Origin of the sequence: Cronobacter sakazakii (assembly GCF_000982825.1) — a bacterium.
Taxonomy (GTDB): Bacteria; Pseudomonadota; Gammaproteobacteria; order Enterobacterales; family Enterobacteriaceae; genus Cronobacter; species Cronobacter sakazakii.
This window is the reverse complement of record NZ_CP011047.1, coordinates 1,523,535-1,537,886: the sequence shown is the minus strand read 5'-3', so window position 1 is coordinate 1,537,886 and position 14,352 is coordinate 1,523,535. Positions and strand designations below refer to the sequence as shown.

At 58.6% G+C, this 14,352-nt stretch carries 11 protein-coding genes and 3 tRNA genes; 7 read left to right on the top strand and 7 right to left on the bottom strand.

The window, feature by feature from the left end:
- Nucleotides 1–8: 8 nt before the first annotated feature.
- Nucleotides 9–467: a tRNA (adenosine(37)-N6)-threonylcarbamoyltransferase complex ATPase subunit type 1 TsaE gene (gene tsaE / locus CSK29544_RS07210; protein WP_029039342.1), complete on the bottom strand. Its 459-nt coding sequence runs from the start codon at nt 465–467 to the stop codon at nt 9–11.
- Nucleotides 460–1,989: a bifunctional ADP-dependent NAD(P)H-hydrate dehydratase/NAD(P)H-hydrate epimerase gene (nnr, locus tag CSK29544_RS07205; protein ID WP_029039341.1), complete on the bottom strand. Its 1,530-nt coding sequence runs from the start codon at nt 1,987–1,989 to the stop codon at nt 460–462. Before nnr ends, tsaE begins: the two co-directional genes overlap by 8 nt.
- Between nnr and queG the strand changes: the two genes are divergently transcribed.
- A complete protein-coding gene (queG, locus tag CSK29544_RS07200; protein ID WP_004385286.1) occupies nt 1,988–3,127 on the top strand; it encodes a tRNA epoxyqueuosine(34) reductase QueG in 1,140 nt (379 codons plus the stop codon). The two genes, nnr and queG, sit on opposite strands and share 2 nt — an antisense overlap.
- 269 nt (nt 3,128–3,396) lie before the next feature.
- Here the strand turns inward: queG and CSK29544_RS07195 are convergent.
- The 4 genes from CSK29544_RS07195 to orn form a co-directional block, all read right to left on the bottom strand.
- A tRNA-Gly gene (locus CSK29544_RS07195) sits at nt 3,397–3,472 on the bottom strand.
- A gap of 33 nt (nt 3,473–3,505) precedes the next feature.
- A tRNA-Gly gene (locus CSK29544_RS07190) sits at nt 3,506–3,581 on the bottom strand.
- Nucleotides 3,582–3,614: 33 nt separating this feature from the next.
- Nucleotides 3,615–3,690 (bottom strand) — tRNA-Gly (locus CSK29544_RS07185).
- Between the two features lie 167 nt (nt 3,691–3,857).
- A complete protein-coding gene (orn, locus tag CSK29544_RS07180; protein ID WP_007887500.1) occupies nt 3,858–4,403 on the bottom strand; it encodes an oligoribonuclease in 546 nt (181 codons plus the stop codon).
- Nucleotides 4,404–4,514: 111 nt separating this feature from the next.
- Here orn and rsgA point away from each other — a divergent pair, with 111 nt between their 5' ends.
- From rsgA to mscM, 3 genes are all read left to right on the top strand, one after another.
- Nucleotides 4,515–5,561 carry a small ribosomal subunit biogenesis GTPase RsgA gene (gene rsgA, locus CSK29544_RS07175; RefSeq protein WP_007871220.1) on the top strand — a complete coding sequence of 349 codons (1,047 nt, stop codon included), beginning with the start codon at nt 4,515–4,517 and terminating at the stop codon, nt 5,559–5,561.
- A gap of 96 nt (nt 5,562–5,657) precedes the next feature.
- The gene (gene asd / locus CSK29544_RS07170; protein ID WP_007887503.1) at nt 5,658–6,620 is read left to right on the top strand and encodes an archaetidylserine decarboxylase; all 963 of its coding nucleotides are present in this window, start codon (nt 5,658–5,660) and stop codon (nt 6,618–6,620) included.
- A gap of 16 nt (nt 6,621–6,636) precedes the next feature.
- A complete protein-coding gene (mscM, locus tag CSK29544_RS07165; RefSeq protein WP_007887506.1) occupies nt 6,637–9,969 on the top strand; it encodes a miniconductance mechanosensitive channel MscM in 3,333 nt (1,110 codons plus the stop codon).
- Between the two features lie 170 nt (nt 9,970–10,139).
- Here the strand turns inward: mscM and epmA are convergent, their stop codons facing one another.
- Nucleotides 10,140–11,117 carry an elongation factor P--(R)-beta-lysine ligase gene (gene epmA, locus CSK29544_RS07160; protein WP_007887508.1) on the bottom strand — a complete coding sequence of 326 codons (978 nt, stop codon included), beginning with the start codon at nt 11,115–11,117 and terminating at the stop codon, nt 10,140–10,142.
- 303 nt (nt 11,118–11,420) lie between these two features.
- Between epmA and frdA the strand changes: the two genes are divergently transcribed.
- From frdA to frdC, 3 genes are read left to right on the top strand one after another with little or no spacing between them, the layout of a single operon-like run.
- A complete protein-coding gene (gene frdA / locus CSK29544_RS07155; RefSeq protein WP_007887510.1) occupies nt 11,421–13,211 on the top strand; it encodes a fumarate reductase (quinol) flavoprotein subunit in 1,791 nt (596 codons plus the stop codon).
- A complete protein-coding gene (locus CSK29544_RS07150) occupies nt 13,204–13,950 on the top strand; it encodes a succinate dehydrogenase/fumarate reductase iron-sulfur subunit (RefSeq protein WP_007887512.1) in 747 nt (248 codons plus the stop codon). Before frdA ends, CSK29544_RS07150 begins: the two co-directional genes overlap by 8 nt.
- Nucleotides 13,950–14,345 (top strand): fumarate reductase subunit FrdC, encoded by a 396-nt coding sequence (gene frdC, locus CSK29544_RS07145; protein ID WP_007887513.1) that lies wholly within the window; start codon nt 13,950–13,952, stop codon nt 14,343–14,345. The genes CSK29544_RS07150 and frdC overlap by 1 nt, the downstream gene beginning before the upstream one ends.
- Nucleotides 14,346–14,352: the final 7 nt, after the last annotated feature.

Genomic DNA, 14,352 nt, shown 5'->3' with positions numbered 1-14,352 from the left:
CCTTGCGTTCAGGCGAGGCGGGCCAGCAGCGCGTCACCGGCGGCGGAGACCGCTTTCACCCGCGCTTCTCGCCCTTGCTCCTGCCATGACAAGTGGATTTCGATATCGGGCGACGGCAACACGCCCGCGCCCTGCTGCGGCCACTCGACAAGACAAATGGCGTCGTTGGTGAAATAATCGCGGATGCCCATAAACTCCAGCTCTTCCGGATCGGCCAGACGATAGAGATCGAAGTGATAAACCACTCTGTTTTCCAGCGTATAAGGCTCTACCAGCGTGTACGTCGGGCTTTTCACGTTGCCCTGATGACCGCACGCCTGCAGGAAACCACGGCTGAATGTGGTTTTGCCCGCGCCCAAATCGCCATACAGATGGATGACGGTTGCGCCGGTACAGGCACGCGCCACGCGTGCGCCAAGATCGAGGGTGGCCTGCTCTTCGGGTAAGGGTATAACGCGATTAATCATGATTCTGGTCTATGTCTATATCCGGGTTAACAAAACGATAGAGCGTGGAAAACAGATCGGTTGCCAGCATGCCGCGCGTGCCAAAGCGCTTCGCGAGCGCATCCGCCGCCGCGCCGTGCGCCACGCTGCCTGCGCAAGCGGCATCAAAAAGGTTAAGCCCCTGCGCCAGCAACGCGCCGATAATGCCGGAAAGCACGTCGCCCATGCCGCCCGTACCCATGCCAGGATTACCGACATCGATAATGCCGCATTCGTCCTGCGGCCCTGTTACCACCGTTCCCGCGCCTTTCAGCACCACGCAACCCCCGTAGCGCTGCGCCAGCTCTCTGGCGCTAAGTAAGCGGTCACTCTCAATTTCTGCCACGCTACGGTTAAGTAACCGCGCGGCCTCGCCGGGGTGCGGCGTAAGAATGCGATTGTGACTGGTATCGGGAGCGATTGCCAGAAGGTTAAGCGCGTCCGCATCCCACAGCATCGGTTTATTGCACTGGCGTACTTTCGCCAGCGCCGATTTGCCCCACTCCTGCTGCCCGAGCCCCGGCCCGATAACCACGACGTCGGCCCATTCCAGACTGGCGTCGAGCGCATCGCTGGTGAGCTCATGCACCATCAGCTCCGGGCGTGCAGTCACCAGCGGCGCGATGTTTTCCGCGCGAGTAAGTACTCGCACCAGGCCTGCGCCCGCACGCAGCGCCGCCTCGCCGGTCATGCGGATAGCGCCAGCGGTGCCATGATCGCCGCCGATAATCACCAGCTTGCCGTTATCGCCTTTATGCGAACCAGGACGGCGCGGCCGGAGCCAGCGGGAGAGCTGCGTTGCGTCGAAGCGCGCATACGGCGCCTGTTGCCCGGCAAGCCACGCCTCAAGCCCCAGCGCGTGATAATGCAGCTGCCCGACGACGTCACGGGCGCGGCCAGTAAGCAGCCCCGGCTTGAGCGCAATGAACGTCACGGTATGCGCGGCATGAATCACCGCGCCCGGCGCAGCGCCGGTTTGCGCCAGCAGGCCGGACGGAGTATCCAGCGCCACTACGGGTGCGCGGTGTTTATTCGCGTGTTCAATCAGCGTGGCGACGTTCTCGCGCGGGGCCTGAGAAAGCCCCGTGCCGAGCAATGCATCGATAATCAGATCGCATGTTTCCGGCAGCGGCGTGTGCGGCGCATGGATTTCACCGCCTGCGTTAAGCCAGGCCTCGCGCGCGGCCTGCGCCTCTTCCGGCAAGGGTTTGTCGCTTTCCAGCGCCAGCAGCGTCACGTCAATGCCCGCCGCCTGCGCCAGACGCGCCACCACATAGCCATCACCACCGTTATTGCCGTGGCCGCACAGCACCAGCCAGCGCTGGCTGTGCGGATACGCCGCACGCGCCACCTGAAAGGCCGCATCGCCCGCGCGTTGCATCAGTTCATAGAGCGTCAGCCCGAGGCTGTCCGCCGCCTCGCGTTCCGCCGTGCGCAGCCAGTCTGCGGGCCAGACGGAGTGTGGTATACTGGCGTCGTTTTTCTTCATCCCGTGGTCCGTCATGTCTGAACCCCTCGATCTCAATCAGTTAGCGCAAAAAATTAAACAATGGGGCGCCGAGCTCGGTTTCCAGCAGGTCGGTATTACCGATACCGATCTCAGCGCCAGCGAAGGCGCGTTACAGGCGTGGCTGGATAAACAGTACCATGGCGAGATGGAGTGGATGGCGCGTCACGGTATGTTGCGCGCCCGCCCGCATGAGCTGCTGCCCGGCACGCTGCGCGTTATCAGCGTGCGCATGAACTATCTGCCCGCAAGGGCGGCCTTTGCCAGCACGCTGAAAGATCCCTCGCTCGGCTACGTGAGCCGTTACGCCCTGGGGCGCGATTACCATAAGCTTTTGAGAAACCGGCTGAAAAAACTCGGCGAAACGCTGCAACAGCATTGCGCATCGCTGAATTTTAGACCTTTTGTCGACTCCGCGCCCATCCTTGAGCGCCCGCTCGCCGAAAAAGCGGGTCTCGGCTGGACCGGCAAGCATTCGCTGATCTTAAGCCGCGACGCCGGATCGTTTTTCTTTCTTGGCGAACTGCTGGTGGATATACCGCTACCAGTGGATAAGCCTGTCGAAGAAGGCTGCGGGCGCTGCGTGGCCTGCATGACCATCTGCCCCACCGGCGCGATTGTCGAGCCGTACACGGTCGATGCGCGCCGCTGCATCTCCTATCTGACCATTGAGCTTGAAGGCGCGATCCCTGAAGAGTTTCGCCCGCTGATGGGCAACCGCATTTATGGCTGCGACGACTGCCAGTTAATTTGCCCGTGGAATCGTTTTTCACAACTCACCGATGAAGCGGATTTCAGCCCGCGCCAGGCGCTGCACGCGCCAAAGCTGATTGAGCTGTTTAGCTGGAGCGAAGCGCACTTTCTGAAAGTCACGGAAGGGTCGGCGATTCGCCGCATTGGTCACTTACGCTGGCTGCGTAATATCGCGGTCGCGCTCGGGAACGCGCCCTGGGACGAGGCCAATATCACGGCGTTGCAACAGCGCAAGGGTGAGCACCCACTTCTTGATGAACATATTGACTGGGCGATTGCGCAACAAACAGACAAACGTAATGCCTGCGTGGTGGAAGTGCAGCTCCCGCAGAAACAGCGGCTGGTCAGGGTGATTGAGAAAGGCTTACCGCGCGACGCCTAGACGCGTTTCGCTGTGAATAAAATTAAAAAAGTCTTGTCATTCAAAGGCCATGATTATCAAAAAGCCTCAAAATTAACATTTAGTAATAAATTATAAGCTTTCAATATCAATAAGATAAAGAAAAGATGTGAACAAAGTTATCATTTTTGCTCACAGGATAACTTTATGCATTCTGTGGATAAGTCTGTTCAGAAAAGTGTGGCACAAACGTGAAAAACCCGCCGTAGCGCGCGTTATCGCTGTGGATAATTTGTACAATCGAGGAGATTTGGAGCGGGAAACGAGACTCGAACTCGCGACCCCGACCTTGGCAAGGTCGTGCTCTACCAACTGAGCTATTCCCGCTTGGGTGGTGTTGCCTTTCGGCATTTCAAATTTTGGAGCGGGAAACGAGACTCGAACTCGCGACCCCGACCTTGGCAAGGTCGTGCTCTACCAACTGAGCTATTCCCGCTTGGGTGGTGTTGCCTTTCGGCATTTCAAATTTTGGAGCGGGAAACGAGACTCGAACTCGCGACCCCGACCTTGGCAAGGTCGTGCTCTACCAACTGAGCTATTCCCGCTCTGCGTAATTCACATTTCTGTGTCGTTACGGGAGGCGCATTATACGAGAAATGATTTCTACCGCAACCCCTTAAACGCTTTTTTTCGTGATTTTTGTCTGACTGCGTTTTTATTCGCCAAAGCGATCACTTTATCAACAAAAGAGGGGCTTAGCCCCTCGCTTGCATCACAATTTTATAAAATGTTCGCGGTAATAGGCGAGTTCCGCTACCGATTCGCGGATATCGTCCAGTGCCTGGTGGGTATTCTGTTTTTTAAGGCCATCGAGCACTTCCGGCTTCCAGCGGCGCGCCAGCTCTTTCAGGGTGCTGACATCCAGATAGCGGTAGTGGAAATACGCTTCCAGCTCCGGCATATATTTAAACAGGAAGCGGCGATCCTGGCCGATGCTGTTACCGCAGATGGGCGATTTTCCGGCCGGTACCCACTGCTTCAGAAATTCGAGGGTCGCCAGTTCCGCTTCGCGATCGCCCATCGTGCTCGCCTTCACGCGATCCACCAGCCCGCTGGCGGTATGGGTGCGCACGTTCCAGTCATCCATCAGCGCCAGCTGCTCGTCAGACTGATGCACGGCAATAACCGGCCCTTCCGCCAGAATGTTGAGGTTGGCGTCGGTCACCAGGGTGGCGATCTCGATGATGCGATCCTGTCGCGGGTCAAGCCCGGTCATTTCCAGATCGATCCAAATGAGGTTGTTTTCATTGGCACTCATGCTATTTTCCATCCGTATCGCGTCACGCTGGGGTGACAGGCAGTTAATTCATTTACAATAGCTGGTATCATAGAGGTTTTGCCCACCAGGGGCGACCAGGAGCCATTAAGATTGAGCAAAAATAAACTCTCCAAAGGTCAGCAACGCCGCGTCTCAGCGAATCATCAGCGCCGGCTCAAACAGACTCCGGAGAAAGCCGATCCCGACGACTCGCAGTTTGGTGAGCCTCGCGACGGCCGCGTTATCAGTCGTTTTGGTCAGCATGCCGACGTCGAAGCGTCTGACGGCGGGGTGCACCGCTGCAACATTCGCCGCACTATCCGCTCGCTGGTGACTGGCGATCGCGTCGTCTGGCGTCCGGCGAAAGAAAACGTGCAGGGCAAAGGCATTGTCGATGCGGTGCACGAGCGCACCTCCGTCCTGACGCGCCCGGATTTTTACGACGGCGTGAAGCCTATCGCCGCGAATATCGACCAAATCATTATCGTCTCGGCCATCTTGCCGGAGCTGTCGCTGAATATTATCGACCGCTATCTAGTGGCCTGTGAAACGCTGGATATTGAGCCATTACTGGTGCTCAACAAGATTGACCTGCTTGATGAAAAAGACCTGGCCTTCGTCAACGAGCAGATGGATATCTATCGCCGTATCGGCTATCGCGTCCTGCTGGTTTCCAGCTACAAAGACGAAGGGCTGAAAGAACTGGAAGAGGCGCTGATTGGCCGCACCAGCATCTTCGCCGGGCAGTCGGGCGTCGGGAAATCGAGCCTGCTGAATAATCTGCTGGGCCTCAAGGATAACCAGATTCTGGTTAACGACGTGTCCGATAACTCCGGGCTTGGACAGCACACCACGACCGCCTCGCGCCTCTATCACTTCCCCGGCGGCGGCGAAGTCATCGATTCCCCCGGCGTGCGCGAGTTCGGTCTGTGGCATCTGGAGCCAGAGCAGATCACCCGCGGCTTTATCGAATTCCACGATTATCTCGGCCTGTGCAAATTCCGCGACTGCAAACATGGCAGCGATCCGGGTTGCGCCATTCGCGAGGCCGTCGAGCGCGGTGAGATAGCCGAAACCCGCTTCGACAATTATCACCGGATTCTGGAAAGTATGGCGCAGGTAAAAACGCGTAAAAACTTTTCCGAAAGCGACGACTGACAATTACGCTTGGCGTCGTTAGAATCAGCCCCTTTTTCTGACAGGCCCGGCATATAACCGGGCCAGGAATGACGAAACACTGGCCTGGAGGCTACCTTGTTAAACGAAATCAAACTTTCGCTGCAATACATTCTGCCCAAACAGTGGCTCACCCGTCTGGCTGGCTGGGGCGCGAGCAAACGCGCAGGCTGGCTGACTAAACTGGTCATCGATCTGTTTGTGAAGTACTACAAGGTCAACATGAGCGAGGCGCAGAAGCCCGATACCGCCAGCTATCGCACCTTTAACGAATTTTTTGTGCGTCCGCTGCGTGATGAAGTTCGCCCGCTGAACACCGATCCGAACGTGCTGACAATGCCGGCGGACGGCGTAATCAGCCAGCTCGGGCGCATCGAAGGCGATAAAATCCTGCAGGCCAAAGGCCACAACTACACGCTGGAAGCGCTGCTGGCAGGCAACTATCTGATGGCCGATCTGTTCCGTAACGGCACCTTCGCGACCACTTATCTCTCGCCGCGCGACTATCACCGCGTCCATATGCCATGCAACGGCATCCTGCGCGAAATGATCTATGTGCCGGGCGATCTCTTCTCGGTAAACCATCTGACCGCGCAGAACGTGCCGAACCTGTTCGCCCGTAACGAGCGTGTCATCTGCCTGTTCGACACGGAATTCGGGCCGATGGCGCAAATTCTGGTGGGCGCGACGATTGTGGGGAGCATTGAAACCGTCTGGGCTGGCACCATCACCCCGCCGCGTGAAGGCATCATCAAGCGCTGGACGTACCCGGCAGGCGAAAGCGACGGTGCGGTGGCGCTGCTGAAAGGCCAGGAGATGGGCCGCTTTAAGCTTGGCTCAACAGTTATCAACCTGTTCGCGCCGGGCAAAGTGGAGCTGGTTGAGCATCTGCAAAGCCTCTCCGTCACGCGCCTCGGCGAGCCGCTGGCGGTCTCTGTTGAGGCGGTCGCAGCCGACGTCGCCCCTGCGGTTATCTCACAAGAAGAAGCCGACGCCGAGCGTGAAGCCAACCCGCTGGTAGATAACGACCAAAACCGTTAATTCAAAGGTAAATGACGTGCGCCTGATCCTTTACGTGCTGCTGGCCTGGAGCCTGAGCTTTTGGGCGAACGCCGCAACCGCGCCTGATGAAAAACAGATAGCGCAGGAGCTGGAGCAGGCCAAAGCGGCCAAAAACCAGCCCGATCAGGCGCAAGTGGTTGAAGCCCTGCAGGCGGCGCAAAACGCGCTTGAGGAGCGAAAAGCCTCCCTTGAGCGCGCGAAGCAATATCAGCAGGTTATCGATAACTTCCCTAAGCTTTCGCAGTCGCTGCGCCAGCAACTTAACAATTTGCGCGATGAGCCGCGCCGGGTGCCCACCGGGCTTACCACTGACGCGCTCAATCAGGAGATCCTCCAGGTCAGCAGTCAGCTGCTGGAGAAGAGCCGCGAAGCGCAGCAGGAGCAGGATCGCGCGCGCGAAATCGCTGACTCCTTAAGCCAGCTCCCCCAACAGCAAACCGACGCGCGCCGCCAGCTTAACGAGATGGAACGCCGCGCAGGCGCGCCGACCGGCTCAAATGCGCTTGGCGCAGCGCAGCTTCTCAGCCAGCAGGCGGAATCGGCCCAGTTAAAAGCCCGCGTTGACGAACTCGAACTCGCCCAGCTCTCCGCCAGCAACCGCCAGGAGCTGGCGCGCCTGCGCGCAGAACTGGCGCAAAAACAGAGCGAACAGCTTGATGCTTACCTCCAGGCGCTGCGCAATCAGCTTAACAGCCAGCGCCAGCAGGAAGCTGAGCGCGCGCTGGAGAGCACCGAACTGCTTGCCGAGAACAGCGCCAACCTGCCGCCGGCGATTGTCGAGCAGTTCAACGTAAACCGCGAGCTGTCGCGCGCGCTAAACCAGCAGGCGCAGCGTATGGATCTGGTGGCGTCCCAGCAGCGGCAGGCCACCAGTCAGACCATGCAGGTGCGTCAGGCGTTAACCACGCTGCGTGAACAGTCGCAGTGGCTCGGTGTGTCGAACGTGCTCGGCGAGGCGCTGCGCGCGCAGGTGGCGCGCCTGCCGGAGATGCCGAAGCTTCAGCAGCTCGATACCGAGATGGCGCAGCTGCGCGTTCATCGGCTGCGCTATGAAGATCAGCTCAACAAGCAGCCGCAACTGCGCCAGCTGCGGCAGGCGGACGGCAAGCCGCTGACGGCAGAGCAGAGCCGTATTCTCGACGCGCAGTTACGCACCCAACGCGAACTGCTCAACTCGCTGTTGCAGGGCGGCGATACGTTAATCCTTGAGCTTACCAAGCTGAAAGTGGCAAACAGCCAGCTTGAAGACGCGCTGAAAGAAGTGAACGAGGCGACGCACCGCTACCTGTTCTGGACCTCTGACGTCAGCCCGCTCACCATCAGTTGGCCGGTGGATATCGTTCAGGATCTGCGCCGTCTTATCTCGCTCGACTTTTTCGGCCAGCTCGGTAAAGCCGCCGTGATGATGGTGACCAGCAAAGAGACGCTGCTGCCGCTCTTCGGCGCGCTGCTGCTGGTGGGCTTTAGCATCAGTTCGCGGCGTCACTTTACAGCGTTTCTAGAGCGCTCCAGCGCGCGGGTCGGGAAGGTAACGCAGGACCATTTCTGGCTCACGATGCGCACGGTGTTCTGGTCGATTCTGGTGGCCTCTCCCCTGCCCGTGCTGTGGGCAACGCTTGGCTATGGCCTTCGTGAAGCCTGGCCCTGGCCTATCGCCGTGGCGGTCGGCGACGGCGTCACCGCCACAGTGCCGCTGCTGTGGGTCGTGATGATTTCTGCGACCTTCGCACGCCCGAACGGCCTGTTTACCACGCATTTCGGCTGGCCGCGCAACCGGGTCGCCCGCGCGATGCGCTACTACCTGATGAGCATCGGCTTTATCGTGCCGCTCATCATGGCGCTGATAACCTTCGATAACCTCAACGACCGCGAATTCTCCGGCTCGCTGGGGCGGCTGTGCTTTGTGCTTATCTGCGGCGCGCTGGCGATCGTCACGCTCAGCCTCAAGCGTGCAGGCCTCCCGCTCTTTCTTGATAAAGAAGGCAACGGCGATAACTGGGTCAACCGGCTGCTGTGGAACCTGCTGCTGTGCGCGCCGTTAACGGCAATCCTCGCCGCGGCCGTCGGTTATCTCGCCACCGCGCAGGCGCTGCTGGCACGTCTGGAAACGTCTGTCGCCATCTGGTTCCTGCTGCTGGTGATTTACCACATCATTCGCCGCTGGATGCTCATTCAGCGCCGTCGCCTGGCCTTTGATCGCGCCCGCTCGCGTCGCGCGGAAATTCTGGCCCAGCGCGCCCGCGGCGAAGAAGAACCGCACCACGGGCATAGCACCGAAGGCAGCGTGGAAGTGGAAGTCGCGGAGCTTGATCTGGATGCGATCAGCGCCCAGTCGCTGCGCCTGGTGCGCTCGATCCTGACGCTTATCGCACTGCTGTCCGTGATTGTGCTGTGGTCGGAAATTCACTCGGCTTTCGGGTTCCTTGAGAATATTTCGCTGTGGGATGTCACCTCAACCGTGCAGGGCGTTGAGAGCATTGAACCGATTACGCTTGGCGCGGTGCTGATCGCCATTCTGGTGTTTATCGTCACCACGCAGCTGGTGCGTAACCTGCCCGCGCTGCTGGAGCTGGTCGTCCTGCAACATCTGGAGCTGACGCCGGGCACCGGTTACGCCATTACCACCATCACCAAATATCTGCTGATGCTGATAGGCGGCCTGGTGGGCTTCTCCATGATTGGTATTGAGTGGTCGAAGCTGCAATGGCTGGTGGCGGCGCTCGGTGTGGGGCTCGGTTTCGGCTTACAGGAGATTTTCGCCAACTTTATTTCGGGCCTGATTATTCTCTTTGAAAAGCCGATTCGTATCGGCGATACCGTGACCATTCGCGATCTAACCGGCAGCGTGACGCGCATCAACACGCGCGCGACGACCATCAGCGACTGGGACCGTAAAGAGATAATCGTGCCGAATAAGGCGTTCATTACCGAGCAGTTTATTAACTGGTCGCTCTCGGATTCGGTCACGCGCGTGGTGCTGACGGTGCCTGCTCCGGCAGATGCTAACAGCGAAGAGGTAACGCAGATCCTCTATCGTGCCGCTGAGAAGTGCTCGTATGTGATTGATAACCCGCCGCCGGAAGTGTTCCTGGTCGATTTGCAGCAGGGTATTCAGCTCTTTGAACTGCGTATTCACGCCGCCGAGATGGGACACCGCATGCCGCTGCGCCACGAAATCCATCAGCTGATTTTGCAGGGCTTCCGCGAACACGGCATCGAGATGCCATTCCCGCCGTTCCAGATGCGTCTGGAGAGCCTCGACGGCAAGCGCATGGCGCGAACGTTAAGTTCAGCCGGGCGCACCAGCCGCGCGCCGGGCAGTATGTAACGAAAAAGGAGCCGCAAGGCTCCTTTTTTATGTCGGCAATTCTGTTGTTGAAGTCGTTTAGTAAAGGTGGGTGCGCTGCGCTTACCCACCCTACAAAGGCAAATTAAGCCTTATCTAACACCGTAGGGCGGGTAAGCGAAGCGCACCCGCCACAAGTAAGCATCCAGCCGTTATGCCCGATCAACCGTAAAGGCGATAACTTCAGCGAGGCTCTCTGCGCCCAGCGCCAGCATGATCAGGCGATCGACGCCCAGCGCCACGCCGGAACAATCTGGCAGGCCCACTTTCAGCGCTTCCAGCAGGTTGTAATCCACCGGCTGCTGCGGCAGTCCGCGCTGAAGGCGTTTGCGGTTATCCTGCTCGAAACGCTGCTGCTGTTCGCGCGCGTCGGTCAGCTCATGGAAACCATTCGCCAGCTCAATGCCTTTGTAATAGACCTCAAAACGCTCCGCCACGCGGTGATCTTCGGTGCTGATTTGCGCGAGCGCCGCCTGGCTTGCCGGGAAGTGATACACAAACACCGGGCGATCTTTACCGATGTGTGGCTCAACGCCCATAGAGAACAAGAGCTGCAGGAGCGTGTCGCGATCTTCTTCGGTATCCGCGATATTGCTCAGGTCAAGCTTCGCCGCTACCTCGCGCAACTGCGTTTTATCCGCCGACAGCGGGTCTATCTCCAGATGGCGCTGGAACGCCTGCTGGTAGGAAATGGTCTCGGCGGGCTGGCACTCCAGCACCTGCTGCAGAAGATCGTCCACCTCGTTCATCAGGCGGTACATATCGTAATGCGGGCGATACCACTCCAGCATCGTGAATTCCGGGTTGTGATGACGCCCCATCTCTTCATTACGAAAGCTTCGGCACAGCTGATACACCGGCCCACAGCCCGCCGCCAGCAGGCGTTTCATGTGATATTCCGGGCTGGTCATCAGATAGAGATTAATCCCCTGGGAATGGCCGGGGCCGACGAAACGCGTTTCAAACGGGAACAGGTGGATATCGGTTACCGTCGCCTGGCTCATGCAGGGGGTTTCCACCTCCAGTACGCCGCGGTCCGCGAAAAAACGGCGGATCTCCGCCATGATGGCGGCGCGTTTTAACAGGTTGGGGATGGATGCGCTCGGCTGCCAGGTGGCCGTCTCGCTCATGGTACTTTCTCCGTCGTCAAACAAGGGCACGAAGTCTACTCGTATCCCGTTCGCCAGACAAATTTTGCGCACTTTTTTCCTTTACTCACGCCAGATTTGCGTTTTGTGAGCCACTTCAATTAACCCGGCGTGTAAAACGCGTCGCACCGCCCCAAAAAATCGAACACATCAAATTTCCCCTTTAGGGCTAAGGTTATACTCACCTACCCAAAAAGGAGCAGGGGAATGCTTTACCCCCGCGCAGCCCCGAGTTTTCGCCTTTGTTACCGCGCGGTGGGAATAACTAAAACCCGGAGGAATGTCGTGCATACTTTTCAAGCCGATCTCGCCATTATCGGTGCCGGCGGCGCGGGACTGCGGGCAGCCATTGCGGCGGCCGAGCGTAATCCCAACGCTAAAATCGCACTGATTTCAAAAGTCTATCCGATGCGTAGTCATACCGTCGCCGCCGAAGGCGGTTCGGCGGCCGTTGCCCAGGATCATGACAGTTTTGAGTATCATTTCCACGACACGGTCGCAGGCGGCGACTGGCTGTGCGAGCAGGATGTGGTGGACTATTTCGTTAAACATTGCCCGCGTGAAATGACTCAGCTTGAGCAATGGGGCTGCCCGTGGAGCCGCCGACCAGACGGCTCGGTCAACGTCAGACGCTTTGGCGGCATGAAAATCGAGCGGACCTGGTTTGCCGCCGACAAAACCGGCTTCCATATGCTCCACACCCTGTTCCAGACCTCCCTGCAATTCCCGCAAATCCAGCGCTTCGATGAGCATTTCGTCCTCGATATTCTGGTGGATGACGGGCAGGCGCGCGGCCTGGTGGCGATGAACATGATGGAAGGTACGCTCGTGCAGATCCGGGCGAACGCGGTGGTGATGGCGACCGGCGGCGCGGGGCGCGTCTATCGCTATAACACCAACGGCGGCATCGTCACTGGCGACGGCATGGGCATGGCGCTGGCGCACGGCGTGCCACTGCGCGATATGGAGTTCGTGCAGTATCACCCGACCGGTCTGCCCGGCTCCGGCATTCTGATGACGGAAGGCTGCCGTGGCGAGGGCGGCATTCTGGTGAATAAAAACGGCTATCGCTATTTACAGGATTACGGCATGGGGCCGGAAACGCCGCTCGGCGAGCCGAAGAACAAATATATGGAACTGGGGCCGCGCGATAAAGTATCGCAGGCCTTCTGGCACGAGTGGCGCAAAGGCAACACCATCTCTACGCCGCGCGGGGATGTGGTCTATCTCGATCTACGCCACCTCGGCGAGAAAAAACTGCTGGAGCGGCTACCGTTCATTTGCGAGCTGGCGAAAGCCTACGTGGGTGTCGATCCGGTCAAAGAGCCGATTCCCGTGCGCCCGACGGCGCATTACACCATGGGCGGCATCGAAACCAATCAGCAGTGCGAAACCCGCATCAAGGGGCTGTTTGCCGTGGGCGAATGCTCGTCCGTGGGGCTGCATGGCGCGAACCGTCTTGGTTCAAACTCATTGGCGGAGCTGGTCGTATTCGGCCAACTGGCAGGCACGCAGGCGATGGAACGCGCGATGGAAGTGACATCCACCCGTGACGACGTGCTGAACGCACAGGCCGCGGATGTCGAAGCGCGTCTGCACGCGCTGGTGAACCAGGACGGCAACGAAAGCTGGGCGAAAATCCGCGATGAAATGGGCCTCTCGATGGAAGAAGGCTGCGGCATTTACCGCACACCTGAACTGATGCAGAAAACCATCGATAAACTTGCTGAATTGCAGGAGCGCTTTAAACGTGTGCGCATTAGCGACACTTCCAGCGTCTTCAACACCGATTTGCTCTACACCATTGAGCTTGGCCACGGCCTGAACGTTGCTGAATGTATGGCGCACTCCGCGATGGCGCGCAAAGAGTCGCGCGGCGCGCATCAGCGTCTTGACGAAGGCTGTACCGAGCGCGATGACGTGAACTTTCTGCGTCATACCCTCGCCTTTCGCGACGCAGACGGTACCACCCGCCTCGATTACAGCGACGTGAAGATTACCACTCTGCCTCCGGCGAAACGCGTTTATGGCGCGGAGTCGGAAGCGGCCGATAAAAAGGAGACGGCGAATGGCTGAGATGAAAACGCTGCGCATTGAAGTCGTGCGTTATAACCCGGAAACCGATAACGCGCCGCACAGCGCGTTTTACGACGTGCCCTGGGATGAGCAAACCTCGCTGCTTGACGCGCTCGGCTATATCAAAGACAACCTGGCGCCGGATTTAAGCTATCGCTGGTCGTGCCGCATGGCTATCTGCGGCTCCTGCGGCATGATGGTCAACCGCGTGCCGAAACTCGCCTGTAAAACGTTCCTGCGCGATTACACCTCCGGTATGAAAGTCGAGGCGCTGGCGAATTTCCCGATCGAGCGCGATTTGGTTGTCGATATGACCCACTTTATCGAGAGCCTCGAAGCCATTAAGCCTTATATCATCGGCAACCCGAGAAAGCCGGAACAGGGGCCAAACACCCAGACGCCGGCACAGATGGCGAAATACCATCAGTTCTCCGGCTGCATCAACTGCGGCCTGTGCTACGCCGCCTGCCCACAGTTTGGCCTGAACCCGGAGTTCATCGGCCCGGCGGCGATCACGCTCGCGCACCGCTATAACCTCGACAGCCGCGATAAGGGCCAGAAGGCGCGTATGCCGCAGCTTAACAGCCAGAACGGCGTCTGGACCTGTACGTTTGTTGGCTTCTGCTCGGAAGTCTGCCCGAAACATGTCGATCCGGCCGCGGCTATCCAGCAGAGCAAAGTGGAGAGCTCGAAGGATTTCTTAATCGCCATGCTCAAACCCGGCGCAAGGAGTGAATGATGACCTCGAAACGTAAGCCTTATGTACGGACGATGGAAACAGGCTGGTGGAAGCAACTGCCCTTCTACCGCTTTTACATGCTGCGCGAAGGCACCTCGGTGCCTGCTGTCTGGTTCAGCCTTGTACTGATTTATGGCCTGTTCGCGCTTAAGCATGGCCCGGAGAGCTGGGCCGGTTTTGTCGGTTTTCTGCAAAACCCTGTCGTCGTGTTACTGAACATCATCACGCTGCTGGCGGCGCTGCTACACACCAAAACCTGGTTTGAACTGGCGCCGAAAGCCGCCATCGTGGTGGTGAAAGACGAAAAAATGGGGCCGGAGCCGGTGATCCGCGGGCTGTGGGGCGTGACGGTGCTTGTCACGATTGTCGTGCTGTTTATCGCCCTGGTCTGGTAAGGAGGAT